We start from the raw sequence: 23,542 nt of genomic DNA on the forward strand, positions 1-23,542 counted from the left end.
TCCTGGCGCAAATGGGCATCAGACGGCGGCCAACCGAGTCTAATCACCACCCCCGACAGCTCCCCGCCCAGTCCCCGCGCACTCACTCGTTGTAGCAGTACCGCGCCTTCATGATCTTGACTTCCTTCTCGTCAGAGCGATACACGAGCCGATGTTCATCGTCGATGCGCCGCGACCAATACGCCGACAACTCGCCCTTCAACGGCTCCGGCTTGCCGATCCCGCTGAACGGCTCACGCTGGATCTCACCGATCAGTCGTGTAATGCGCTTGGCCATCTTGCGATCCGCGCCGAGCCAGAACAGGAAGTCCTCCCACGCAACAGGGTCGAAGCGAATACTCCTCACACATCACCTGCCAGCGATTCCAGTTCGTCCATTGTCTTGACCACATCGGCGGTGTCCGCACGGTCACGAGCGACGGCCTCCATCAGCCGCCGGGCGTTGGCCGGAGAACGAAGCAGGTAGATGGTCTCCTGCCATGAGTCGTAGTCCTCGGCGGACATGAGTATCGCGTCCCCACCCTTCGAACTGATGCGGACGGGCAGGTGATCGTCGTTGACCTGCTGAATCAGCGGGAACAAGCGCGAACGAGCATCGCTGGCACTGATAGTCATCGAAACACCCCTGAGCTAGGCATTTGAAATACCGTACCACTCAGGTACAGCATTGTTGTACCACTCAGAGGTAGGCCGTCAATCGCCTACGGCACGTAGCGGCGGAGGCGGCGGGCGGCGAACTCACGGAAGTACGCGAGCTTCTCCTCCGGGACGATCGACGGCAGCAGGAAGTACCAGAGACGTTCCATCCGGACGGCCATCTGGTCGATCGACTCGGTGCCCACGGCGGTGATGTGCACCCCTGCGGTCATCTCCTGCAGCAGCATGCCGATGGTGTCGGGGTCCAGGTCGGGTTTCAGATCGCCCTGGGCGACAGCGCGTTCGGCGAGGAGGCGGTGGGTTTCGCCCCAGGTCTTGGCGATGTTGTCGCCACTCGCGCCGCGGTAGTCGCCGATCTGGTGGGTCAGCTTGAGCATCGCGCCGACCATCGGGTCGTTCATGGTGAGATCCGCGACCACGTAGGTGATTCCGATGGATGCCTCGAGTGCGGGCACCCGTGGGTCGAAGAAGCCCTGACACGCGCTGACCAGACGTTCGTTGCCCTGGTCGACCACGGCACGGGCCAGCTCCTCCTTGGAGCCGAAGTGGAAGTACAACGCGCCCTTTGTGACATTGGACTGCGCGATGATCTCGCTCAGGCTCGCATTCGCGTAGCCCAGGCGCAGAAAGACATCGGCCGCGCCCGCAAGGACGGAATCGCGCGTGATCTCCGCGCGCGCTTGCCTAGCCATCAGATCCGCCTGTTCTCAATCCAGCCATCCCGAAGTAGACCGACATCCCGAAGTTGACCGACATCACAGCTCGAACAGCACTTGAAGGATGGGTGAACCGTACCATCCGACCGGCCCGCGCCAGTGGAATCGAGCATTCAGACCAGCCTCTGTCGCTAATTTTGGGTTAACTGTCCAGTTCCTCCCACAATTACGCACCATCCCGGCGCGCGGCGCGAATTAGGGTGTTGCGCCGCCGGAGGATTCGGGGATCCCGCTGGGCCATTCCGATGCCAGCTGCGGATCGGCCTCGAGATGGGTCAACCCGTTCCAGCAGAGATTGACCAGATGCGCCGCGACCACCTCCTTGGAGGGCTCGCGCACGTCCAGCCACCAGGTCGCGGCGGTGGCGACCATACCGACCAGCGCCTGCGCGTACAGCGTGGCCAGGCTGGTGTCGAAGCCGCGGCGGCCGAAATCCCCGGCGAGGATATGAGCGACCTGATTGACCGCCTCGTTCAGCAGGCTCGAGTAGGTGCCCTCGGCCGCGGCGGCGGGCTGATCGCGCATCAGAATGCGGAATCCGTCGGTGCGTTCCTCGATATAGGTCAGCAATGCCAGTGCCACCTGCTCGAGGCGCACCCGGGAACGGTTCTGTGTCAGCGAGGAGGTGACCATGTGCAGCAGCGAGGACATCTCCCGGTCCACGACGACCGCGTACAGGCCCTCCTTACCCCCGAAATGTTCGTAGACAACGGGTTTGGAGACCTGGGCCCGCTGCGCGATCTCCTCGATCGACGTAGCGTCGTAACCGCGTTCGGCGAACAGCGACCGCCCGATTTCGATCAACTGTTGCCGCCGTTGAGTTCCGGTCATGCGTGCGCGCCCCACCCGGCTCGAATCACCCGAGGTCATCCCCAACCACCTCCCTGCGCATCCGTCCAACTTGCTCTGACAACTCTTGCAGACCGTTCGAACCGCCTTTCGCGCGCACTGTCCCACAGCACATCCACACCCCTGGATTTCCAGTGCCAATTCCCCATTCCCACGCGTCCCGCAACGCTCCGGCCACCGCGGAACCGTGACTAACTCACCCGCGCCCCCGACCGCAGACCGACGACACGAGCCACTCGGTCCCGACGCCTGATCGCCGGCCGGAAACGCGGATGTCGGAGCACCCGAAATCACGCTGAGATTTCGAGTGGGTGGGGGAGACTGGCCGAAGACACCTCCGGCATGCGAGGATCTACGCGCATGCCGTGGCGCAGCGGCGGGTTCACGTGATCCGCCGGTGTGACAATCCGCCGTAGTGTAATGGCAGCACCACTGATTTTGGTTCAGTTAGTCCAGGTTCGAGTCCTGGCGGCGGAGCTCGGGAGCACGGTGACTATGGTGGTCGCGTCCAACCACCTAGACGACATCCGATACTGACGACGACACCCGACGACGCCAGCCGAGGGAGATCCATGCCACAGCAGACCGCCGTCGTCGTTCTCGCTGCCGGAGCCGGAACTCGAATGCGGTCCAAGCTACCCAAGGTGCTGCACTCGATGGCCGGACGCAGCATGCTCGCGCACGCGCTGCATGCCGCCGACGAGATCGACCCGACCTACCTCGTCGCCGTCATCGGCCACGACCGGGCGCAGGTCGGCGCAGCGGTGAATGCCGTTGCGGCGGAACTGAATCGGGAGATCGTCCCGGCCGTTCAGGACCAGCAGCTGGGCACCGGGCACGCCGTGCAGTGCGCCCTGGGCGCGCTGCCCGAGGACTTCACCGGCGATCTGCTCGTCACCTCCGCCGACGTGCCGCTGCTGGACGGGCACACCCTCTCGGCCCTGCTGGACGAACATCGCAGCTACCCCGAACGTTCGGCGGTCACGGTGCTGACCTTCGAGCCCGAGGATCCGAACGGATACGGCCGCATCGTGCGCGACGAGCAGGGCCGGGTGCTCGAGATCGTCGAACACGCCGACGCCACTCCGGAACAGGCCGCGATCAACGAGGTCAATTCCGGTGTGTACGTCTTCGACGCCGCCGTCCTGCGGATCATGATCGGCCGGCTGACCACCGCCAACGCCCAGCACGAGCTGTATCTGACCGATGTGCTGAAGCTGGCTCGCGAGGCCGGGCATCCGGTGCACGGCGCGCGCCTGGTCGACGCGAACAAGGTGACCGGCGTCAACGACCGGGTGCAGATGGCCGCGGCCGCGCGAACCCTGAACCGCTACATCCTCGAACGGCACATGCGCGCCGGGGTGACCGTCCTCGATCCGGCCACCACCTGGGTGGACGCGAGCGTGCGGATCGGCCGCGACGCGGTGCTGCGGCCCGGGGTGCAGTTGATGGGCAACACCGTCATCGGAGAGGACGCCGAGGTCGGGCCGGACAGCACGCTCACCGATGTCATCGTCGGCGACGGCGCGCGCGTGGTGCGCACCCACGGCGAGGGCGCGACCATCGGGCCCTCGGCCAGTATCGGCCCCTTCGCCTACCTGCGGCCCGGCACCATCGTCGGGATCTCCGGCAAGCTCGGGGCGTTCGTGGAGACCAAGAACGCCTCGATCGGCGCGCACACCAAGGTGCCGCATCTGACCTACGTCGGCGACGCGACGATCGGCGAGTACAGCAACATCGGCGCGTCCAGCGTGTTCGTCAACTACGACGGCGTCGACAAGCACCACACCACGATCGGCTCACACGTCCGGACCGGCAGCGACACCATGTTCATCGCCCCGGTCACGGTCGGTGATGGAGCCTATTCCGCGGCGGGTACTGTGCTGCGTAGAAACGTTCCGCCCGGCGCTCTGGCCGTCTCGGGCGGCGCACAGCGCAATATCGAGGGCTGGGTGCAGCGGAAACGTCCAGGGACCGCATCAGCACAGGCCGCGGCCGAGGCACTAGAGGCCGCGGGTTCAGCGAGTCAAGCAACCGAGCAAAAGGATGGCGACAGAGAGTGACCGCATTCTCGACGGATAACCAGAAGAACCTGATGCTGTTCTCGGGGCGCTCCCACCCCGAGTTGGCCGAGCAGGTCGCGAAGGAGCTGGACGTCTCCATCACCCCGCAGACGGCTCGCGATTTCGCCAACGGCGAGATCTTCGTCCGGTTCGAGGAATCCGTGCGCGGCTCGGATGCCTTTGTGCTGCAAAGCTTTCCGGCCCCTCTGAACGAGTGGCTGATGGAGCACCTGATCATGATCGACGCGCTCAAGCGCGGGTCGGCCAAGCGGATCACCTCGGTGCTGCCGTTCTATCCGTACGCCCGGCAGGACAAGAAGCACCGCGGCCGCGAGCCGATCTCCGCACGCCTGGTCGCCGACATGCTCAAGACCGCGGGCGCGGACCGCATCATCACCGTCGATCTGCACACCGATCAGATCCAGGGCTTCTTCGACGGCCCGGTGGACCACATGCACGCGCTCGTGCAGCTGTCGGAGTACGTGCGCACGCACTACTCCACCGAGAACGTCACGGTCGTCTCCCCCGACGCGGGCCGGGTCAAGGTCGCCGAGAAGTGGGCCGACTCGCTCAGCGGCGCACCGGTCGCGTTCATCCACAAGACCCGCGACCCGCTGGTACCCAACCAGGTCAAATCGCATCGCCCGGTCGGTGACGTCGAAGGCCGCACCTGCATCCTGATCGACGACATGATCGACACCGGCGGCACCATCGCCGAGGCCGTGCGCGTCCTGCGCGAGGCCGGTGCGGGCGACGTCGTCATCGCCGCCACCCACGGCGTCCTGTCGCACCCGGCAGCCGAGCGGCTGTCCTCCTGCGGCGCTAAGGAAGTCATCGTCACCAACACCCTGCCGATCACCGAGGACAAGAAGTTCCCGTCGCTGACGGTGCTGTCCATCGCCCCGCTGCTGGCCCGCACGATCCGCGAGGTCTTCGAGAACGGGTCCGTGACCGGCCTGTTCAACGGCAACGCCTGAGCTGTATTTTTGGCCTCCGCTCCGCTCCGGCGGGTTTTTCGGCGCCCTGAAGGCTCGTCGTTGCACGGCCGAGACTCGGCCTTCGGCCATGCGCTTCGACCGTGCAACGACGAGCCGCGCCGAAAAACATTGGGTTGATGTTGCTGGCCTGAGGTTTCCGGCGCACAGAGACGCTTCGCTGTCTGAGCGCGTTCGAGACGCAACGGTTGGGCTGTCGGCTCACCTTTCCCGACAGCATTGCGAACTTGTTCCGCGATAAGGCGCTGGGGCCTGGCGGACGGACAACTCGAGGTCCGCTGCCGGGCGCGTTTACATCTGTTGGACCTGCTTGTTCTCGCACAACGTGGGGCGCTGCGCATTCTCTCCGGCCCGGATCGGCGGTAGCGTTGGGCTATTACCCATGGTGGGCTTGTGGTGGAGAGGCGGTATGCCATGACCACGGCATCGGGACCGGATCAGGAACAGGATCCGCTGGTCGAAGAGGTGCTCGAGATGGACGACGACGAGCCGGACCTCGATTACGACATGGGGGATGACGAGCAGGCCGACGAGGTCCGCGAGTACGAGCGGTACATCAGCGATCCGCCGAGCAATCTGGTGATCGACTATCACGAGGACGGCGGACGGCAGGGCATCGCCCGCGATCTCGAACAGTCCTGGACTCGGCGGCGGCACCGTGACGAGGAACGCGCCGAGGACGATCGCCCGGCCGAACTCGCGGCGATGGAGGTGGTCGAGGAACCGGGTGACTGAGCAGATCGCCGCGCGCGGATCGCGCTGTCGTGGTAACCACTACGTACAGGCGATTATCGACAGCGAGGGGGTGCGGTGTGGGAACCGAATCCGACAATCCCGACGCCAGCTGGCAGTACCCGGGCGGCCACCGGCCCGGGCGCCCCGGCTCGGCCGAGGACGACGCGTCCGGAACCTGGAAATGCCTCGGCCCCGATCCCGTTCCGCCACACGGTAATCCGGCCCCATCGCCGATGCACCCGGTCGCCGGGCTGTTCTCCGCCATCGCCTTCGTCTGCGCCGGGCTCACCCTGCTGTCCTGTCTGTGGCTGCTGGGGCCGATCGGCGCGATCCTGGGCGCGGTGGGGCATGTGCGCGGCGAACGTCTCGGGAAATGGGCCGGTCTGGCCTCGGTCGCGGCGACGGTGGTGAGCCTGATCGTCTACCACTTCGCCCCGCGGGATCTGACCCTGGACGGGTCGCGCTAGGTTGACAGCATGAGCCGATTCATCGGGTTCCCGCTGGCCGGGCTCGACTTCTACGAGGATTTGGAAGCCGATAATTCGAAGGCGTTCTGGACCGCGCACAAGCACGTCTACGATTCCGCGGTCCGCGATCCGATGACCGCGCTGGTGGCCGAACTGGAGGACGACTTCGGTCCGGCCAAGATCTTCCGCCCCTACCGCGACGTGCGATTCTCCAAGGACAAGAAGCCCTACAAGAACCACCAGGGCGCGGTGGCGCACGTGGCGCCGGGCGCGGGGTGGTACGTACAGATCGGCGCCCCGGGACTGTTCGTCGCGGGCGGGCTGTATTCGGCCTCCCCGGAACAACTTTCGCGACTGCGCGCGACGATCGACGACGAGGTCCGCGGGCGCGAACTCGAGGGGATTCTGGCCGCGGTGACCGCCGCCGGATACACCGTCGGCGGCGACCGGCTCAAGACCCGCCCCAAGGGCTACCCGGCCGACCACCCGCGGATCGAGCTGCTACGGCACCGGTCGCTGGTGGTGAGCCGGGAGTTCGGCGCACCCGCCTGGCTGGAAACGCCACGTGCCGCAAAACATATCCGCGGTTCCTGGGAGACGATGCGCCCGATCGTGGAATGGCTTGCGGCCGTGGTCGGTTGAGCGTGCGAAGCGGCGCTCAGGTTCGCTGTGCGGGTCCGCGTGCGCCGAGGCCGAGGCGTTTGAGCGCGTAGGCATCCAGTTGGCTCAGCAGCCCGTTCAGGATCAGGGTCATCACCACCAGGATGATCAGCCCGGCGAACTCCCCGGCGGCGTCCAGGGCCATGGCGGAGTTGAACAGTTCGTGGCCCACGCCTTTGGACGAGGCGATGAACTCCCCGCCGATGACGCCGAGAATGGCCAGCGGACCACCCGCCTTGAGCGCGGCGAAGAATGGTGAGGCGAGCGTCGGTATCGTCACGTAGAAGAGCACATGGTGGGTGCGCCCGCCCATCATCTGAATACCTTGCACGAGTTCACGATCGGTCTGCCGCAACCCCAGATACAGGTTGTAGAACATCACGAAGGCCACACCCATGGCAGCGATCGTGATCTTCGACCACGCGCCGATTCCGAAGAACAGCATGAAAAGCGGCGCCAGCGCGATCTTGGGAATTCCGTTGATCGCCGCCATCAGCGGTTCGAGCACCCGGCCGGCCGTGGTGAAGGAACCGAGCAGCAGCCCCAGTACGGCGCCGAACAAGATGCCGAGGCCGAATCCCACCACCACCTCGACGGTGGTCGCCCAGATATCGATCCATCCCTTCGAGGAGATCAGCGTGTCCCACAGGGACACCGCCACCTCGGTCGGTCGGCTGATCGCGTAATCCGGGATCAATGTCCCGCTCACCAGCTGCCACACGGCCAGCACGGCGACGATGACCACGATGCGCATGGCCACGACCGTGCCATTGCTCCAACCCGCGCCTTTCGGCCGTTTTCGCGCGGGCGCGACGACCTCGACTTTTCTCGTACTCTGTTCGATATTCTCCGCGGTTACCATTTCGGTTCCTTCCCGGTCCACCCTGAACACGTCATTGCGGCAGATATTCGTTGGTCCAGTTGGAGTGGGTGATCTTCGTTCCCTTGGGAAGCGCACCCTCGGCGTTGAGGAATGCCATGGTGGTTTTCCATCCGGAATCGTTCATGGTGTTGCTCTCGGGCCAATCGACCTGCCGCAGACTGCGCAACAACACCGCGTCAGGGATACCTTTCAAAACCTTCTTCGCGACGCCCAACGACTCGTCCTCGTGCGAATGCATGAATTTCGTGGCCTGCTGGATCGCGCCGACGAACTTCTGGACGATGTCCGGATGCTCGTCGACGTAGCTCTGCCGGGCCACCACGATCTGGCCGTATCCGGTCTTCGGAATCGACCACGCCGGAACGGTTTCCGGACTAGCCACGACCACGCCGTCACCGGCCGCCTGGACCGCCAGCGGAATCGGCTCCGAGGTGACGAACCAGTCGATCCGGTTGTTGTTCAGCGCGGCCTTGTCCGCGGCCGGACTCGGCAGCGACACATAGCGGACGCGGGAGGGGTCGACTCCGTAGGCGCGCATGAAAATTCCGGCCTGCCCCCTGGTCGTGGCCGAACTCGCCCCGCCCGTCGAACCGATCAGGGCCTTGGCCACCGTCGCGGGCGGAGTCCGCTCGGTCAAGCCGTGCGCCTGGGCGAACTTCTTGCTGACGATGAGCCCGATCGGATTGCCGACCGCGTTCATCGAGACCCCGACCTCCGGGATCTTGCGGCCGACGGCGGTCAGGAAGTCGGTCGGGCTGTCGTTGTAGAACTGCACCGAATCCGATTCCAGGGCCGCCGCCCCGATCGAGGCGGTCAACGTCACGAACTTGACGTCCAGGCCCGCGGCACGGAAATAGCCGTTGGCATCGGCCACGTGCAGCTGCGTGTCGAAGATGCTGCCCCCGACTCCGACGGTCACCGTCGTGCGACCGTCGGAGTCCCCGCACGCGGTCACCAGCGCCGCACCGAGCGCCAGGATCACCGCGAGCACACCGAGTCGATTGCGGCGCTTCACCATTGAATCGCGCATCCGGCTAACCGCCGAGGCGTGCTGGCGGAACTCCGAGGGCGTCGCACGACTGTGCGACCAGCTCGTCGAAGTCGACCGGCCGAGGGATCACCTGTTGTTCGAGCGCGAAGGCGGCGGCTTCGGAGATCGGACCGCGGAGCGCTTCGAAACCGGCCGAATCACGTTGTGCCGCACCGGATGCCGCACTCTCGGAGACGACCTCGCGCATGGCGTCGTACACGGCGCAGATCGTCTCCGAATGCTCCCGCGCCGCCTCGACGGTGACGCCGATGATGTGGTTGACCGGCGCGAACCCCTTGCTCACAGTCCACTGCGCCGCGACGTCGAGCGCGTCGGGAATGGCCGTGCGAATGCGATCGTCCGAGGGGAGTTCATTGCCCATGATGCCGAAATCGAGACGGCCCTCCAGGAAGTCCTTCTGCAATTTCTCGCCCGCCGGCGCGCGGCTCACCCACTCGGGATCGGTGTACTCGTCCACGTGCCCGCCCTCGTACACGATCCAATTCACCTTGCGCAGGTCGACCCCGTACTGCTGCGCGAGAAATCCCCGCATCCACACGCCGGTGGTCTGGCTCCAGGACCGGACGCCGACGCTGCGGCCCTCGACATCCCCGACCGAAAGGTCCGAACACGTCACGAGCGTCTGGTGCTGGAACCGGGTCAGCGCGGTGATCGGCAGCAACACGACCGGCTTCCCGTACGCGACCGCCTGCAACAGGGTCGCCACCGCGAATTCGCAGATATCGGGCGACTCGCCGTTCAGGAAACCGCGCGACGCCTTGTGCACCGGTTCGACGTCGAGCCTTTCCAGCGGCGCCCCGACCGTGGCGGCCGCCTTTTCGGCCGCGCCTGCCAGATCGTCACGACCAACTACCAGTTTCATAGTTCCTCCACATAGGTAAGCATTCGAATTCGTTTCTCACTCATGAGGTCAGTGACCGTGCGGACCGTGACTGTGACTGTGGCCGTGCGGGCCGTGGCTGTGCGGCTCGTGCCCGTTCGGCCCGTGATGGTGCCGCTCGTGATGCTGGCGCAGCAGGTCGACGCCGTAGTCGTTGCCGTTCGGCGTGCGGACGATGGTGTGGATATGGCGACGGGTCGGCACATCGTTGTCGAACATCACCCCGGCCTGATGTTCGAATTCGATGAGGATCACCGGGCTGTGCAGCCGGTAGTAGAAGACCCCGTTCGCGTCACCGGCCCAGGCGAAATGCGTCTCCGATTCCTTGGCCAGGACCTCGTCCATGCGCACCGCGGCGTGCCCGTCGTTGGCGCGATTGACATACAGCCCGAGCAGGTCCCGCGCGATCGCGTTCTGTTCCAGGGTCAGGTCGCCGAGTGCGATGCCCGAATAGTTCAGCTCGAAATTGTCTCGGAAGGCTCCGACGAACAATTCCGGAGGCAGTTCGTCGGCGATCGTCGCGGCCTTGCGCTGCTGCTCGGTCAGACTGGAGAACAGATTCCGGCCCACGGCCTCCTCCCGCCCGAAAGCGCGGATCCCCGCGTACTTCCCGGCTTCCGCGAGCACCGGTTCGGCCCCGAGGAAACTCGGGGTGAGCACCATCTGATCGCCCACGAACGCGCAGTTGACGTTCACGTGGTGACCGTCCAGCTGCCATCCCCAGGGACCGCCGGTCTCCGGCTCCCCGTAGATGCTGAACCAGTACATCCACTCGTTCAGCAGATCGACCTCGTCGCGCAGTTCGCCGATCGTGAGGTTGAGCCGCATCAGATCGATGACCTGCGTGTAACCCGCCGCGCTGAGACTGCGCCGCAGGATCTCCATCACCAGATCGCGGGTGGTCTCGTCGAGGTCCTCCAGGCACAGCCCGTGGCGCAGGAAGTAGCGCGCGCCGTTCGACCAGTGCCGCCAGGACACATCGCCCATCGCGAAGCGCGCCTCGGCCAACTGCCGCGGGGTGAGCGCGGCCAAGTAGTTCTCGGCCGAACGCCGTATCCCGCTGACGTCGACGCCGGTGCTGCGCTGCGGGAACAACCCGGATACCAGGCCATCGGAGGTGCCGACCCCGCGGAAAGGCTCTGCCGCAGCACGTTTGCGCCACTCGACCTTCGCCAGCAACTCCGGTGTCCACACCTCCGGCCGCCGCGTGGGCGCAGGTCCCCGATTACGCAGTCCCATTGATATTTCTCCTTCGCGGTCCACGCTCGACGCCCGCGGACCTGGCTTTCTCATACGTGGGCATTCGCTGTGTCCAGCTCCGCCTTGAACAGGCTCCACAGGTCGTTGTAGAGCTCGGAGAATTCGCTCGTCTCGATCAGGGAGCCGATGTGCCGGGGACGTTCGAACGGAATCGGCAGGATCCGGCGGACCGTGCCGGGCCCGCTGGACATCACGATGACCTCGTCGGCGAGGTAGATCGCCTCGTTGAGGTCGTGCGTGACGAAAACGAGCGTGCCGTTCTGCTCCTCCCACAGATCGAGCAGGTCCTGCTGGAGTTTGAGCCGGGTGATCGCGTCCAGCGGCCCGAAGGGCTCGTCCATCAGCACGATCGACGGATCGTAGATCAGCGCGCGCGCGATCGAGACGCGCTTCTGCATTCCGCCGGACAGCTCCCGCGGATAGTGATTCTCGAAACCGGTGAGCCCGACGAGTTCGACCCAGTGGGCGATCCGTTCGGCGCGCTCGTTCTTCGGGACGTTGCGGAACTTCAGCGCGAGTCCGATATTGGCCCGCACGCTGAGCCAGGGCAGCAGATTGGCGCGCTGGGTCACGTAGGCGGCCGTGGAGTTGACGGTCGTGACGGGTTCGCTGTCGAAGTAGACCCGGCCCTGCGAGGGCGTGAGCAGTCCCGACGCGAGGTCGAGAACCGTGCTCTTACCGCATCCGCTGGGACCGATCACGGCGATGAACTTCCGTCGGGTGACCTGGAACGACACGTCGCGAATGGCGGGCCTGTGGCTCCCTGGGAATTCCAGTGTGACGTCCTCGAAACGGAGCACTTCCGCATCCGTATCGGGCTGAATGGTCGACATCGTCGTCTCCTTGACGTGCACGCGGGTCCCGGGGATCCCGCAGCCTCATATCTGGCGTCGAGTGCACTGTCCGGTGGGACGTCCGCGGCGTTACCCGCGATGACGCCCCACACTGTCACTCATAGATTGTCTAACAATTTGTGACTAGAAACTAGCACGGGGAGATCTGCACCACAAGCATCCTGAGGTCATAGCCGATTATGGCGACAAGGTGAGCTACGAAACCTCTTGCGCATCGCAGTGTTGTATGACAATCTGCATGTGACCTGCAACATACCGGCATCCACACCGACGACATGCGGATGCCGCGCCAGCGGCGGCGGCGGACCTTGATGCCGCCATCCCCTTCCGGCGGACTCGATCCCGAGCCGACCGTCTCGTCCGGCGACCGGATCGTCCGATCACCGCCCTCGAAGCCGATCTCGCGAAACGCAGGTAACCGAGAAAGAAAGTAGACAATGATGAGGAAAATCGCTGCAGCATCGGTGCTGCTCGCGGCCGCATTGAGCATCCCGGCCGGAACCGCGAGCGCGACCCCGGCCGCTCCCGGCAACGGCGCGGTCGACTTCCAGGCGAGCACCACGAACAACACGAGCATCATCAAGACCGACGCCGGTTCGATGGACGTCGCGAACGGCGTCTTCGAGATCAAGTCCGCGACGGGCAAAGTGCTGGCCGGAACGCCGCTGAAGTTCCGGGTGGACGATTTCGAGTTCCCGATCGCGGCGAACATCGCCGGGCACACCGCGACCCTCACGCCGCAGTTCGACATGGCGCACGCGGTCTACAAGCCGGTGGCCCTGCCCTACCAGGACTCCGCGCCCTGGAAGACGCCGTACGACCGTGAGCAGGCGGCCTGGAACCGCATGAAGGACACCATCACCGCCGGCGCCACCATCGGCACCCTGGTCGGCGGCCTGTCCGGTGGCGCGGTCGGTTGCGTGCTCGGCGGCATCGCGGGCGCCACCGTCGCGTCGGCGACCATCATCGGTATCTTCGGCGCGTTCGTCCCGGCTGCCGTGATCGGCTGCATGGGCGGCATCATCGCCGTCGGCGCGCTGGGCACCCTGGCGGGTCAGTTGCTGGTGACCGCCCCGGTCGTGGTCGCGGCCGTGGCACAGTACTTCACCACGATCAACGAGCCGTTCCACCCCTCGACCACTCCGTCGAAGTAGATCGGTTGTCCTGGACCGTATTTCGCTGACCCAGCAGCGACGGCCCGCCCGGTTCCGCACCGGGCGGGCCGCGCCGTCCCCGGACCACGACACAGCGCCGACGCCGTGTCAGCCGTTCGCGGATAAGAGCATCGACTCGACTAGCGATGAGATCCGTTGGCGCACGACACCGATGATCGATCCGCGGCCTGGCGGCGAACAGCGAACCCGGTCGCGGTCGCCCTGCTCGTCGGCATCGCCGGACCTTCGCCCGCACCCGGGTGGCGATCCGCCACTTCGCCGATATCGAGCAGAAGCGTTCCGCGCCAACGGATTATGCCGCACCGTCCGAACGGCGGCGGCCTAGCAGTTGTCGGCGTGCGACGATGCGGACAGGTCCGACGCGGCGAAATTCAGCTGCAACGCGTGCCGGACCGCCGACAGATGGTGTCGCATCGCCGCCGCGGCGGCCTCCGGATTATGGGTGACGATCGCGGCGAGGATCGCCTCGTGCTCCTTGACGGACTCGAGCCGCGGATTGCTGCGCTCGGCATTGCTGTACTGACGCAGGACCAGTGGATACAGCAGGCTGTCGACGAACCTGGTCAGGGTGGACTGCCGTGCGGTCTCCCGGATCTGCTCGTGGAACCTGTGATTGAGCCGCACGTATTCGTCACGCCCGCCGGGCTTCTGGTGGTCCCACATGCGCCGGCAGGTCTCGGTCATCGCCGCGAGGTCCTCCTCGGTGGCGCGTTCGGCGGCCTTGGCCGCCAGGGCCGCCTCGAGCACCGCGCGGGTCTCCAGAATCTCGACGGCCTCGTCCACGGTGAACGAGCGGGTCCGGGCGCCGCGGTTCACCTCGGTGGTGACGTACCCTTCCTGTGCCAGGCGCGCGAGCACCGACCGGACCGTCCCGCGCGAGACGCTGAGCTGCGTGGTGAGCTCGGATTCGGTGAGGCGGGAATCCGGCGCGTAGTGGCCGGACAGGATCAGCGTGCGGAGGTCGTTGTACGCCTGCGCGGTCCGGTTGGCGACCGAATCGGCGCCGACCTCGTTACCCACGGATACCACCATGGCGTAATACCCTCCCGCGATTCGGGGACAACGCCACAATGCCATGTTGTTCAACAACACTGGAGCGTTGCCCGGTGATTGCTCAGTCATCATCCTGCATGGATTGAACCAGCCGGATACTAGTGTTCAGTATTGTTGCACAATATGTCTGTTTTGCGCGAACGCAGCAGGCGATCGGGTCCCCGGTGTCCCGGGCACCCGATCGCCTGCGTGCGAGCTTATTTCTTCAGCAGGGCCAGCGCGTCGGCACGCACCGACAGATCGGTGTAGCTGTCGTAGGCGAGCACCTTCGTCTGAGTACCGCTGGCAATGTTCTGTCGCTGGATGAATTCCGCCTTCTTCTCGGGGAAGTCGAGGGTGGGCGAATAGCAGCCGTTCTGGTTGATGAACTGCCATTCCTGTTCACCCTCGGCCGCGGAACCCCCCGCGCCCACGTATGCCTTCACATACGGGTCCTTGGACTCGGGGGTTCCCAGGTAGGCGAACAGCTGCGCATAGCCCGCCAGCACCTTCACCAGCGCGCCGCGTTTCTTGGAGATCGCCTGGGTCGAGGCCACCGCCGCGTTGTTCATCCACAGCGGAAGTTCCTCGTTCACCGTAGCGATCATCCGGGCGCCCTGCTTCTTCGCGAGCACCTCGTTGCCGACCTGCCCGTAACCGCAGTCGACCTGTCCGGCCAGGGCCGCCTTCAGCGAATCGGCACTACTGCCGACATTGCGGAAGGTGGCGCCGTCCTTGGAAATCCCGTATTTCGCGAACAGCGCGGCGAATACGGCGTACAGCTCCGCCCCGACCGCACCGACGCCCAGCGACTTGCCGCCGAGGTCGCGCACGGAGGTGATCTGCGGATCCTTGCTGAACAGCGCGCTGGTGGACACGACCTGCGTGCCGCCGACGACCTTGAGCCGCATCCCCTTCTCGATCCCGGGGAGTATGCCGATCAGCCCGCTGGTCATGGTTAGGTCGGACGACCCCGACGCGACCGCGGCGAGAACCTGATTGCCGGCGCTGACGTTGGAGATCTTCGTCTTCACGCCTAGCTTGTCGAAATACTTTCCGTCAGTGAGCAATTGGTTCAACGCGACGGCCGCGGTGGCGGAGGTGTTGATGATCGAGATCGTGTTGGGATCGCTACCGCAGGCGGCCAGGAGCCCCGCCGCGCCCACCCCGGCGGTGAGACCGAGAAAGCCGCGACGCGACAGGCGTCCGAGCGGACGCTGGACATGCGTCGTTGCATGGTTCATTACTGCTGTCTCCGAGTCCAGGTGAGAAGGGGGCCAGAACTAGCCGGCGAACTGGGGATAGATCCGGGCCGCCGTGCCGCCGAGAATGTCGGCACGCTGCTCGGGGGCGAGTTCGGCGAGAGCGCCCTCGACGAAGGCGCGCAGATCCGCGAGCGAACCCTCGGACGCGGGGAAGTTCGAACCCCAGGAGATCCGATCGGAACCGAATCCCTCGACCAGGCGGGCGATCAGCTTGGCCGGATCACCGTCGGGCTCGGCCGCGGCCCGGCGGATCGTGATCGGGGTGATCTTCAGGAAGACGTTCGGGAATTCGGTGAGCTCGAACAACTCGCTCAGGCCCGAATACGGCGGTCCGCCGGCAAGATTCGGCCGGGCGCCGTGATCCAGCGCGACGACAAGTCCGGGATGGCGACGCAGGACCGACGCCAGAACCGGTGCGTGCTTGGAGTGCATCTGAATGCACACCGGGATCCGGTCCGCCTCCAGGCGCGACCAGGCCGGTTCCAGCCGGGGATCGTCCAGGCTCGCCGCATTTTTGACGGCCGTCGTGCCGTCGGCCGCCCGCACCCGGACCCCGGCGAAGCCCCGCTCGCCGATCCAGTGGTCGATCCGTTCCAGCGCGTCATCGGCGACCAGGTCGATCGAACCGACGCCGATCAGCCGGTCCCGGTGATCGCCCAGCGAGTCGGCGACGTAGCTGTTGTCGAATCCGTACATCGTCGCCGCCTGCACGACGGCCGCCTTCTCGATCCCGGCCTCGTCGAGCGACCGCAGCAACTGCTCGAGCGTGACGGGGCGCTCCGAAGACCAGGTCGATTGGTGGCCGCCGAGCGGACGGGACGGATAGCGCTCGGTGTCCGGGGAAATGATGTGCGTGTGCAGATCGAAGAGTGTCATTTCGTCCTTACTTCGTTCAGTCGCGCCACGGCGCGGCGATCTTCTCCAGCCAGCGAGCCAGACCGGTGAGCAGGACACCGATCAGCATCAGGGTCAGCACCGGGACCAGCATGGAATCGGTCTGATAGGCCGCGCCGTAGGTCTGGATCCGCCCGCCGAGTCCGGAGATACCGGTGAAGAATTCGGCGGCGACCGTACCGATCAGCGCACGGCCGATCGAGATGCGCAGGCCGGTCATGATGAACGGCACCGAACTGGGCAGGATGATCTTGCGGAAGACCTGCCCCTCCGAGGCCATGTACGCCCGGCTGACGTCGAGCACGTGCTGATCGACCTCGTGCACGCCCGCGGCGGTGTTGAACAGCATCGAGAACACGGTCAGCATGAACACCACGACGACCTTGGACTCGACCCCGAGGCCGAACCACACGATCACCAGCGGGATGATCGCCAGCAGCGGCGTCGCGTTGAGCGCGCTCATGATCCACTCGACCGACGACGCGACCAGCGCGTATCGCCCGATGATCAGACCGCCGAGGACGCCGACGACCACACCCAGCACCAGCCCCATGGCCAGAATCTCGAAACTCTGCCCGATGGCGGTGAACAGCGTCGCGGAGGTGACCTGATCCCAGGCCGCCGCGGCGACGGCCGTCGGGTAGGAGGTGAACAGCGGGTTGGCCTGCCCGATGATCTGCCAGCTGATCAGCAGTACCGCGGCCACGGCCAGCCGCAGCGCCCACACCAGGCCCAGCCGACGCAGGCGTGCCTGACGCTGCTGCTGGGCCCACTCGCGTTCCTCCGCGGTGGGCTCGTCCGACGCCTGGGATCCCTGTGCTTTCGCGGATCCGCGAACCACACTTTGAATCGTCGTCATTGGTCGCCTCCAGCTCGGATTTCGTGAGCCACGATGTCGCGCGCGGTGAGGAATGCGGGATCGGACTTCACCTCGTCGACCGAACCGCGCGTGCCGAGGTTCACGTCGATGATCTTGTGCACGCGTCCGGGATGCGGCAGCAGCACCAGGATCCGGTTGCTGAGGTAGACCGCCTCGTCCAGATCGTGCGTGACGAACATGATCGTCTTGCGGGTGGTCGCCTGTAGTTGCAGCAGTTCGGCCTGCAACCCTTCGCGCGTCTGGGCGTCCAGCGCCGAGAACGGCTCGTCCATCAGCAGGATCTGCGGATCGACGGCCAGGGCCCGCGCGAGTCCCACACGCTGCTGCATACCGCCGGAGAGCTGCTTGGGGTAGTACCGCTCGTAATCCTTCAGGCCGACGAGCTCGAGCGCGGCGCGGGATCGCTCCAGGCTCACATCCTTGTCGGTCCGCTTGAGTTCCAGGCCGAACTGCACGTTGCGCAGCGTGGTGCGCCAGGGCAGCAGCGATGCCTGCTGGAAGACGATGGCCCGGTCGTGACCGGGTCCGCTGACGTCCCGGCCGTCGACCCGGATCGCGCCGGAGTCGGGTTCGAGCAGTCCGCCGATGATGCGCAGCAAGGTGGTCTTACCGCAGCCGCTCAGGCCGACGACCGAGACGATCTCTCCCTCGTTCATCTCGAAGGAGATGTTCTTCAGGACCTGGACGAACCTCGCGCGCTTGCGGTCGGCCATCGACCGGAAGCTGCGCGATACCCCGTCGACCGTCAGCTTGGCCGGTTTCACCGCCGACCGCGGCGCCGTCGCGGCCGTCATCGGTCGCCCAGGTAGCGGTTGTAGTCGGCGAACAGGTCGTCGACGGTGGGCTTGTCGGTGATCAGATGCTGCTGGGCCGCATAGTCGATCGACAGCCGCAGCGCTTCGCGGATGCTGTCGGTCAGGCCGTGGCCGTAGCCGCGCGGGCCCGGCTCGGACTTCGCGGTCCACGCGTCGATCTCCGCGGCGAAGGTGTCCAGGACACTCCGCACGGCTTCGGGGTCCTCGCGCAGGATCTCGGTGCGCACGGTCAGCAGGTGGTTGATCGGCACCGTGTCGTGCCGCTGGTACCAGGCCTGCTCGACCGTCTTGTAGTCCTCGATCAGCGGTTCGAGCGGGGCGTCGGCGGGCACCGCCTTCGGGCCCATCACGACCGCGGTGATGTCGCCCGAGCGGGCCAGATCGACCAGCGAGCCGGAGGTTCGTTCGACATTGGCCGGTTCGACGTATTCCGCGACGTGCGGTCCCTCGGTGGTGACCCAGGTGATGTCGTCGGGGTCGACCCCGTAGTCCTCGGCCAGAACGCCGCGCACCCACATGCCGGTGGTCTGGGTGTAGGAGCGAACACCAACTCGCTTGCCCGCCAGATCCTTCGGGCTCTCGACCGGACCGCCGACCAACCGGACGATCGATCGGTGGTGGAAGTTCCCGTGCAGGGTCAGCGGCAGCAGGCTCAGTTCCTTACCGGCCTCGTGGGCCTGCAGATAGGTGGCCAGCGCCAGCTCGGAGAAGTCGTACTTCAGCTCCCGCACCATCGGGGCGAACGCCCTGTGGATGGGTTCGATCTCCGAGAAATCGACCTTGCGGTTCCCCGGTGCACGTTCGCCGGACTTCACCGGCGTCGTGTACGGGTAGTCGCGAACTGCGGCTGTGTAGGTCCTCATTGTCCACCAACCTCCCAGTGCGTTTTCGTGCTCGGCCCGGCCGTCGTCCGTGATCGCGCCGCGCGGGGTGACCGCTCGGACGTGACGTTCTGATTCGATTCGAAAGGCGGGCGAGGTCGAACCGTCGCTCTCAACGCAGATTGTCTAACAAGATGTGAGATCAAGCTAACATCGTCCCAGCATTACGGCAAGTATCTTGCCCGTGCTGAGTTCACACTGATAACGTGCTGAAGAAAGTTGTTAAACAATCCACGCGATTGCGGGTGCTCCCTCCCCCAGTCGCGGAAGGCGTCCCGCAGCCGAGCACCCGTCCGACGCCGCACGAGCCAAGCGAGGTCCATTGCGTTGATCACCATCAAAGAAGACATAGACGTTCCCGTCCCGCCCGATCGCGCCTGGGAGGTGATCTCGGACCCCCCACAGGTCGTCGGCTGCATCCGCGGCGCGGAACTCGGGGAATCCCATGAGGATGGTTCGTTCGACGGCGCCATGGTGGTCAAATTCGGCGCGGTGCGAGTGAAGTTCGGCGCACGCATCACACTCGATCTCGACGCCGAGACGCAGGAGGGACACCTGACGGCCCGGGGTAACGACGGGCAGGGCGCCACGCGGTACAAGGCCAATGCCACCTTCGGCGTCGGCCAGGGGCCGACGGAGGGGACGTCCCGGGTCACCGTGCGCGGCGAGATCACCCTCACCGGCAAGCTCGTCCCGCTGATCGAAGCGGGTGCGGGAGCGGTCATCTCCCGCATGACGAAGGACTTCGCCGACCAACTCGTCCTGCGCTGTGCGGGCGAGGAGGCCGTGGCCGCCGCCGCGCCGGCCCGCCGATCCTTCTGGGCGCGCCTGGGCGACTGGTGGCGACGGATCACTCAGAAGCAGCAGACCCGGCAGGAGGTCGCCCGATGACGAGGCTGAACAGTGTGATCGGCGCGCTGGAATCGGGCGGGCACGCCTTCGCGGCGTTCGCCCCGCCCGAGCCCGCCGCCGCACTCGACTTCGCGACCAGCGACTACGACGGCCTGGTGTTCGAGTCGGAGCACAAGCCTTGGGACGCAACGACTTTGCGGGACACCCTGCAATATCTGCTGAACCGCCGGCGGATCTTCGAGGCCGAGACGCTCGCCCCCTCCCCGACCCCGCTGGTGCGGGTTCCGGTCAACGGCGCGGAATTCGGTCAGTGGCACGCGAAGCAGGCCCTGGACCTCGGCGCATACGGCATCGTGTGGCCGCACATCTCCACGGTCGAACAGGCGCGCAACGCCGTGGCCGCGTGCCGGTATCCGCGACTGCCCGAGGCCGAACGCTTCGATCCGCCGGGTCTGCGCGGTGACGCCCCTGCCGCCGCCGCCCGCTACTGGGGTATCTCCAACACCGAGTACTACGCCAAAGCCGATGTGTGGCCGCTGGATCCGGACGGCGAGATCCTCGCCGTCATCCAGATCGAGGATCAGCTCGGCATCGAGAATCTCCCGGACATCCTCGAGCAGGTACCCGGCATCGGCCTGATCCTGATCGGCGAGGGCGACCTCAGCCAGGAACTGGGCATTCCGCGCCAGCTCGACCATCCGCTGCTGAACGCGGCCAGGCAGCGGATCGTGCGGATCTGCGACGACCACGGCGTCGTCGTCGGACACCCGCACGTCACCGCGGCCAACGTCGAGCAGGTGCTCGACCAGGGTTACCGCTTCCTGATGTCCGCGCCGGTGCGCAGCTACCCCGGCCTCGAGCTCGGCCGCAAACTCACCGGCCGCTCCTGATCAGCACATTTGGAGAATTCATGATCATCGACTGTCACGGTCACTTCACCACGGCCCCACCCGCACTCGGGAAATGGCGTGAGCGCCAGATCAAATCGTTCGAGGATTCCGGCGCGCGCGTGTCGCCGAGCGAACTGGAGATCAGCGACGAGGAGATCCGCGCCGCCATCGAACAGGGCCAGCTGAAACTGCAGATCGAGCGCGGCACCGACCTCACGATCTTCTCGCCGGGCGCGGGAAAGATGGCGCACCACTACGGCGATGCGCAGACCAGCCTGGTGTGGTCGCAGGTCAGCAACGACCTCATCGCGCGAGTCTGCGGACTGTTCCCGGACCGGTTCATCGGCGCGTGCCAGCTGCCGCAGTCGCCCGGTGATGCGCTGGCGGAATCCGTGCGCGCCTCGGCGGCGGAGCTCGAGCGCTGCGTCACCGAACACGGATTCGTCGGCTGCCTGCTCAATCCGGACCCGTCCGACGGGTATTGGCAGGCGCCGCCGCTGACCGATCGGATCTACTACCCGCTCTACGAGAAGCTGGTGGAACTCGACGTGCCCGCGATGATCCACGTCGCGATGTCCCGCAACTCGGCGATCCAGGGCACCTGCGCGCACTACCTCAACGGCGACACCTCGGTGTTCATGCAGCTGTGCCAGTCGGATCTGTTCCAGGACTTCCCGACGTTGCGGATGATCATCCCGCACGGCGGCGGCGCGGTGCCGTATCACTGGGGTCGCTACCGCGGGATGATGATCGATCAGGGCCGCCCGTCGCTGGAAGAAGCGTTGCTGCACAACGTCTTCTTCGACACCTGCGTCTATCACAAGCGCGGCCTGGAACTGCTCACCGACATCATTCCCGCGCAGAACGTGCTGTTCGCGTCGGAGATGATCGGCGCGGTCCGCAGCGTGGACCCGGAGACCGGACGCCGCTTCGACGACACCAAGGCGACTCTGGACACCATCGATTCGATCACCGACGAGGATCGCGCGGCGATCTACGGCGGCAACGCATTACGCGTCTTCCCGCGTCTGGCGGCGGCGTTGCAGAACAAGAAGCAGCAGGAGGTTGCGCAGTGAAGGTCTACGAAGCACTGGCGAACGCGTTCGCCGCCGAGGGCGCGACCCATGTCTTCGGCATGATGGGCGACGCCAACATGCACTGGATGAACGCGCTGGCCGGGCACGGGACACGCCTGTACGAGGTGCGTCACGAGGGCTCGGGCCTGAGTATGGCGCACGGATTCGCCCGTGCCACCGGACGTCCCGGTGTCGTGACCACGACCAGCGGCCCCGGCACCGCGCAGCTGGCCACCTCGATGATCGTGGCCAGCCGCGCCCGCATCCCGCTGGTCGCCTTCTGCGGGGAGACCTCGCTGGGTGACACCTCGGCCGTGCAGTACCTCGATCAGCGCCGGTTCGCCGCCGCGATCGAATGCGAGTTCCTCCAGGTCACCAAGGCGGACTCGGCCGAAGACATTGTGCAGCAAGCGTTCTACCGCGCCCGGACCGAATCCCGGCCGGTGATGATCAGCGCGCCATTCGACGTGCAGTTGCAGGAGTTCGACGGCTTCAACGAGTACGTCCCGTCCACCGATCTCATCCGGCCCCCGACGCTGCTGCCGAATCCGGAGCGGATCGCGCGGGCGGTCGAGCTGATCGCGGCCGCGAAACGTCCGGTCATCATCGGCGGGCGCGGGGCGCGGCGGGCCGAGGCCGGTGCGCAGATCCTCGAGTTGCAGCGCCGGACCGGAGCCCTGCTCGCCACCACGTTGCAGGCCAAGAACTGGCTGTACGGGGAGAGCGACTATCACGTCGGGATCGCGGGCCTGTTCGGCAGCAAGATCGCGATGGAGCTGCTGCAGGAGGCCGACTGCGTGATCGCGGTGGGCGCGAGCCTCAATCACTACACGATCGAGAGCGGATACCTGTTCCCCGAGGCGAGTTTCGTGCAGATCGATACCGCACCGCACCTCGTGATGGGCAACGGCCGGGTGGCCGACGCCTACGTTCAGGCCGACGCGATCAGCGGTCTGAACGAGCTGAACGCCGCGCTCGACGCCCGCGGCGTCGAGCTGGAGGGCTTCCACACCACCGAGGTGCATCGCAAGCTGACCGCCCCGCTGATCGATCCGTCCGAATACCAAAGCGGCAATGGGCTTCTGGACCCGCGCGAGGCGATCGCGGTGATCGACGCCGAACTCCCCGGCGAGATCGGGCTCGTGCTGGGCAGCGGGCATCAGACCGACTTCGGCACGATGCTGTTCCAGCGCTCGCGCGAGATCACCTCGAACTACGGCATGTTCGGCGCGATCGGCCAGGCCCCGCTGCTCACCATCGGCATCGCCGTGGCGACCGGTGAGCCGACGTTCGTGGTCGAGGGTGACGCGAGTTTCCTGATGCACCTGTCGGAATTCGAAACCGCTTGCCGCTACGGGCTTCCCGTGCTCGTCGTCGTCATGAACGACGAGGGGCTGGGCGCGGAGTACCACAAGTCCAAGGCCAAGGGACTGAACGCGGATCTGGCGCTGATCTCCACCCCGGAGCTGGGCGCTGTCGCGAAATCGCTGGGCGGCAACGGCGCGACCGTCCGCAACACCGATGAGCTGCGGGCCGCGCTGGCCGAATACGTCCGCGCACCCGGTCCCACGGTGATCGATGTCCGGATCACCCGTGACGTGATGAGCGTGCCCTATCGGCGCATCCAGTACGGCGAAGACGTGTGATCCACCGAAAGCCTTGCGGCGCGGACCTTCCGGATCATCGCCGGGTATGCGGAAGGGCGTCGCCGC

25 protein-coding genes and 1 tRNA gene are annotated in these 23,542 nt (G+C 65.9%); 11 read left to right on the forward strand and 15 right to left on the reverse strand.

What is annotated here, in order from left to right; translation table 11 throughout:
- Window positions 1-82: 82 nt before the first annotated feature.
- The 4 genes from NM2_RS18945 to NM2_RS18960 form a co-directional block, all read right to left on the reverse strand.
- Window positions 83-346 carry a Txe/YoeB family addiction module toxin gene (locus NM2_RS18945; RefSeq protein ID WP_067670388.1) on the reverse strand — a complete coding sequence of 88 codons (264 nt, stop codon included), beginning with the start codon at window positions 344-346 and terminating at the stop codon, window positions 83-85.
- Window positions 343-615: a type II toxin-antitoxin system Phd/YefM family antitoxin gene (locus NM2_RS18950; RefSeq protein ID WP_067670390.1), complete on the reverse strand. Its 273-nt coding sequence runs from the start codon at window positions 613-615 to the stop codon at window positions 343-345. The genes NM2_RS18945 and NM2_RS18950 overlap by 4 nt, the downstream gene beginning before the upstream one ends.
- 86 nt (window positions 616-701) lie before the next feature.
- Window positions 702-1,349, reverse strand: coding sequence for a TetR family transcriptional regulator (locus NM2_RS18955; RefSeq protein ID WP_067670392.1), 648 nt, complete (start codon window positions 1,347-1,349; stop codon window positions 702-704).
- 219 nt (window positions 1,350-1,568) lie between these two features.
- Window positions 1,569-2,204, reverse strand: a complete 636-nt coding sequence (locus NM2_RS18960; protein WP_067670395.1) for a TetR/AcrR family transcriptional regulator — start codon at window positions 2,202-2,204, stop codon at window positions 1,569-1,571.
- Between the two features lie 424 nt (window positions 2,205-2,628).
- On the opposite strand from NM2_RS18960, the gene NM2_RS18965 reads away from it, so the two are divergent.
- The 6 genes from NM2_RS18965 (at window position 2,629) to NM2_RS18990 (ending at window position 7,124) form a co-directional block, all read left to right on the forward strand.
- Window positions 2,629-2,699: transfer RNA gene (locus tag NM2_RS18965), tRNA-Gln, on the forward strand.
- A gap of 95 nt (window positions 2,700-2,794) precedes the next feature.
- Window positions 2,795-4,285, forward strand: a complete 1,491-nt coding sequence (gene glmU / locus NM2_RS18970) for a bifunctional UDP-N-acetylglucosamine diphosphorylase/glucosamine-1-phosphate N-acetyltransferase GlmU (RefSeq protein ID WP_067670397.1) — start codon at window positions 2,795-2,797, stop codon at window positions 4,283-4,285.
- Window positions 4,282-5,262: a ribose-phosphate diphosphokinase gene (locus tag NM2_RS18975; protein ID WP_067670399.1), complete on the forward strand. Its 981-nt coding sequence runs from the start codon at window positions 4,282-4,284 to the stop codon at window positions 5,260-5,262. Before glmU ends, NM2_RS18975 begins: the two co-directional genes overlap by 4 nt.
- A 432-nt stretch (window positions 5,263-5,694) precedes the next feature.
- On the forward strand, window positions 5,695-6,015 hold the full coding sequence (locus tag NM2_RS18980; protein WP_245718109.1) for a hypothetical protein: 321 nt from the start codon (window positions 5,695-5,697) through the stop codon (window positions 6,013-6,015).
- A gap of 77 nt (window positions 6,016-6,092) precedes the next feature.
- Window positions 6,093-6,482, forward strand: coding sequence for a hypothetical protein (locus NM2_RS18985; RefSeq protein ID WP_067670401.1), 390 nt, complete (start codon window positions 6,093-6,095; stop codon window positions 6,480-6,482).
- 9 nt (window positions 6,483-6,491) lie between these two features.
- Entirely contained in the window at window positions 6,492-7,124 is a 633-nt protein-coding gene (locus NM2_RS18990) for a DUF2461 domain-containing protein (RefSeq protein ID WP_067670403.1), read from the forward strand.
- Window positions 7,125-7,140: 16 nt separating this feature from the next.
- Here NM2_RS18990 and NM2_RS18995 read toward each other — a convergent pair whose 3' ends face one another.
- The 5 genes from NM2_RS18995 to NM2_RS19015 are packed head-to-tail and all read right to left on the reverse strand — an operon-like array spanning window position 7,141 to window position 12,049.
- Window positions 7,141-8,004 carry an ABC transporter permease gene (locus NM2_RS18995; RefSeq protein WP_084531269.1) on the reverse strand — a complete coding sequence of 288 codons (864 nt, stop codon included), beginning with the start codon at window positions 8,002-8,004 and terminating at the stop codon, window positions 7,141-7,143.
- A 31-nt stretch (window positions 8,005-8,035) separates the two neighbouring features.
- Window positions 8,036-9,055, reverse strand: coding sequence for an ABC transporter substrate-binding protein (locus tag NM2_RS19000; RefSeq protein WP_067670407.1), 1,020 nt, complete (start codon window positions 9,053-9,055; stop codon window positions 8,036-8,038).
- A gap of 4 nt (window positions 9,056-9,059) precedes the next feature.
- Window positions 9,060-9,938: a hypothetical protein gene (locus NM2_RS19005; protein WP_067670409.1), complete on the reverse strand. Its 879-nt coding sequence runs from the start codon at window positions 9,936-9,938 to the stop codon at window positions 9,060-9,062.
- 48 nt (window positions 9,939-9,986) lie between these two features.
- The gene (locus NM2_RS19010; protein WP_169816195.1) at window positions 9,987-11,195 is read right to left on the reverse strand and encodes a DUF3500 domain-containing protein; all 1,209 of its coding nucleotides are present in this window, start codon (window positions 11,193-11,195) and stop codon (window positions 9,987-9,989) included.
- A 50-nt stretch (window positions 11,196-11,245) separates the two neighbouring features.
- A complete protein-coding gene (locus NM2_RS19015; RefSeq protein ID WP_084531249.1) occupies window positions 11,246-12,049 on the reverse strand; it encodes an ABC transporter ATP-binding protein in 804 nt (267 codons plus the stop codon).
- 461 nt (window positions 12,050-12,510) lie between these two features.
- On the opposite strand from NM2_RS19015, the gene NM2_RS19020 reads away from it, so the two are divergent.
- A complete protein-coding gene (locus NM2_RS19020; protein ID WP_067670556.1) occupies window positions 12,511-13,224 on the forward strand; it encodes a DUF8020 domain-containing protein in 714 nt (237 codons plus the stop codon).
- Between the two features lie 342 nt (window positions 13,225-13,566).
- Here NM2_RS19020 and NM2_RS19025 read toward each other — a convergent pair whose 3' ends face one another.
- The 6 genes from NM2_RS19025 to NM2_RS19050 all read right to left on the reverse strand — a co-directional run bounded on the left by NM2_RS19025 (window position 13,567) and on the right by NM2_RS19050 (window position 18,994).
- Entirely contained in the window at window positions 13,567-14,277 is a 711-nt protein-coding gene (locus tag NM2_RS19025; protein ID WP_084531251.1) for a GntR family transcriptional regulator, read from the reverse strand.
- Window positions 14,278-14,495: 218 nt separating this feature from the next.
- A complete protein-coding gene (locus NM2_RS19030; protein WP_067670413.1) occupies window positions 14,496-15,521 on the reverse strand; it encodes an ABC transporter substrate-binding protein in 1,026 nt (341 codons plus the stop codon).
- A 39-nt stretch (window positions 15,522-15,560) separates the two neighbouring features.
- A complete protein-coding gene (locus NM2_RS19035) occupies window positions 15,561-16,418 on the reverse strand; it encodes an amidohydrolase family protein (protein WP_067670415.1) in 858 nt (285 codons plus the stop codon).
- A 16-nt stretch (window positions 16,419-16,434) separates the two neighbouring features.
- On the reverse strand, window positions 16,435-17,295 hold the full coding sequence (locus tag NM2_RS19040; RefSeq protein WP_067670417.1) for an ABC transporter permease: 861 nt from the start codon (window positions 17,293-17,295) through the stop codon (window positions 16,435-16,437).
- Window positions 17,292-18,110 carry an ABC transporter ATP-binding protein gene (locus NM2_RS19045; protein ID WP_067670419.1) on the reverse strand — a complete coding sequence of 273 codons (819 nt, stop codon included), beginning with the start codon at window positions 18,108-18,110 and terminating at the stop codon, window positions 17,292-17,294. The genes NM2_RS19040 and NM2_RS19045 overlap by 4 nt, the downstream gene beginning before the upstream one ends.
- Window positions 18,107-18,994 carry an ABC transporter substrate-binding protein gene (locus NM2_RS19050; protein ID WP_067670421.1) on the reverse strand — a complete coding sequence of 296 codons (888 nt, stop codon included), beginning with the start codon at window positions 18,992-18,994 and terminating at the stop codon, window positions 18,107-18,109. Before NM2_RS19050 ends, NM2_RS19045 begins: the two co-directional genes overlap by 4 nt.
- Before the next feature lie 345 nt (window positions 18,995-19,339).
- Here NM2_RS19050 and NM2_RS19055 point away from each other — a divergent pair, with 345 nt between their 5' ends.
- From NM2_RS19055 to NM2_RS19070, 4 genes are read left to right on the forward strand one after another with little or no spacing between them, the layout of a single operon-like run.
- The gene (locus tag NM2_RS19055) at window positions 19,340-19,903 is read left to right on the forward strand and encodes an SRPBCC family protein (protein ID WP_067670423.1); all 564 of its coding nucleotides are present in this window, start codon (window positions 19,340-19,342) and stop codon (window positions 19,901-19,903) included.
- Entirely contained in the window at window positions 19,900-20,754 is an 855-nt protein-coding gene (locus NM2_RS19060; RefSeq protein ID WP_067670425.1) for an HpcH/HpaI aldolase family protein, read from the forward strand. Before NM2_RS19055 ends, NM2_RS19060 begins: the two co-directional genes overlap by 4 nt.
- 20 nt (window positions 20,755-20,774) lie before the next feature.
- Window positions 20,775-21,830, forward strand: a complete 1,056-nt coding sequence (locus tag NM2_RS19065; RefSeq protein WP_067670427.1) for an amidohydrolase family protein — start codon at window positions 20,775-20,777, stop codon at window positions 21,828-21,830.
- Complete coding sequence (locus NM2_RS19070) at window positions 21,827-23,476, forward strand: thiamine pyrophosphate-binding protein (protein ID WP_067670429.1); 1,650 nt, start codon at window positions 21,827-21,829, stop codon at window positions 23,474-23,476. The genes NM2_RS19065 and NM2_RS19070 overlap by 4 nt, the downstream gene beginning before the upstream one ends.
- Window positions 23,477-23,542 lie beyond the last annotated feature (66 nt).

It is taken from the genome of Nocardia miyunensis NBRC 108239 (genome assembly GCF_001613065.1).
Taxonomy (GTDB): domain Bacteria; phylum Actinomycetota; class Actinomycetes; order Mycobacteriales; family Mycobacteriaceae; genus Nocardia; species Nocardia miyunensis.

Excerpts from the sequence above, each read along its gene's own strand:
- NM2_RS18950 (WP_067670390.1), bottom strand. The coding sequence starts at position 615 with ATGACTATCAGTGCCAGCGATGCTCGTTCGCGCTTGTTCCCGCTGATT.
- NM2_RS18955 (WP_067670392.1), bottom strand. The coding sequence starts at position 1,349 with ATGGCTAGGCAAGCGCGCGCGGAGATCACGCGCGATTCCGTCCTTGCG.
- NM2_RS18960 (WP_067670395.1), bottom strand. The coding sequence starts at position 2,204 with ATGACCGGAACTCAACGGCGGCAACAGTTGATCGAAATCGGGCGGTCG.
- glmU (WP_067670397.1), top strand. The coding sequence starts at position 2,795 with ATGCCACAGCAGACCGCCGTCGTCGTTCTCGCTGCCGGAGCCGGAACT.
- NM2_RS18980 (WP_245718109.1), top strand. The coding sequence starts at position 5,695 with ATGACCACGGCATCGGGACCGGATCAGGAACAGGATCCGCTGGTCGAA.
- NM2_RS18990 (WP_067670403.1), top strand. The coding sequence starts at position 6,492 with ATGAGCCGATTCATCGGGTTCCCGCTGGCCGGGCTCGACTTCTACGAG.
- NM2_RS18995 (WP_084531269.1), bottom strand. The coding sequence starts at position 8,004 with ATGGTAACCGCGGAGAATATCGAACAGAGTACGAGAAAAGTCGAGGTC.
- NM2_RS19000 (WP_067670407.1), bottom strand. The coding sequence starts at position 9,055 with ATGCGCGATTCAATGGTGAAGCGCCGCAATCGACTCGGTGTGCTCGCG.
- NM2_RS19005 (WP_067670409.1), bottom strand. The coding sequence starts at position 9,938 with ATGAAACTGGTAGTTGGTCGTGACGATCTGGCAGGCGCGGCCGAAAAG.
- NM2_RS19010 (WP_169816195.1), bottom strand. The coding sequence starts at position 11,195 with ATGGGACTGCGTAATCGGGGACCTGCGCCCACGCGGCGGCCGGAGGTG.
- NM2_RS19015 (WP_084531249.1), bottom strand. The coding sequence starts at position 12,049 with ATGTCGACCATTCAGCCCGATACGGATGCGGAAGTGCTCCGTTTCGAG.
- NM2_RS19020 (WP_067670556.1), top strand. The coding sequence starts at position 12,511 with ATGAGGAAAATCGCTGCAGCATCGGTGCTGCTCGCGGCCGCATTGAGC.
- NM2_RS19025 (WP_084531251.1), bottom strand. The coding sequence starts at position 14,277 with ATGGTGGTATCCGTGGGTAACGAGGTCGGCGCCGATTCGGTCGCCAAC.
- NM2_RS19030 (WP_067670413.1), bottom strand. The coding sequence starts at position 15,521 with ATGAACCATGCAACGACGCATGTCCAGCGTCCGCTCGGACGCCTGTCG.
- NM2_RS19035 (WP_067670415.1), bottom strand. The coding sequence starts at position 16,418 with ATGACACTCTTCGATCTGCACACGCACATCATTTCCCCGGACACCGAG.
- NM2_RS19040 (WP_067670417.1), bottom strand. The coding sequence starts at position 17,295 with ATGACGACGATTCAAAGTGTGGTTCGCGGATCCGCGAAAGCACAGGGA.
- NM2_RS19045 (WP_067670419.1), bottom strand. The coding sequence starts at position 18,110 with ATGACGGCCGCGACGGCGCCGCGGTCGGCGGTGAAACCGGCCAAGCTG.
- NM2_RS19050 (WP_067670421.1), bottom strand. The coding sequence starts at position 18,994 with ATGAGGACCTACACAGCCGCAGTTCGCGACTACCCGTACACGACGCCG.
- NM2_RS19060 (WP_067670425.1), top strand. The coding sequence starts at position 19,900 with ATGACGAGGCTGAACAGTGTGATCGGCGCGCTGGAATCGGGCGGGCAC.
- NM2_RS19065 (WP_067670427.1), top strand. The coding sequence starts at position 20,775 with ATGATCATCGACTGTCACGGTCACTTCACCACGGCCCCACCCGCACTC.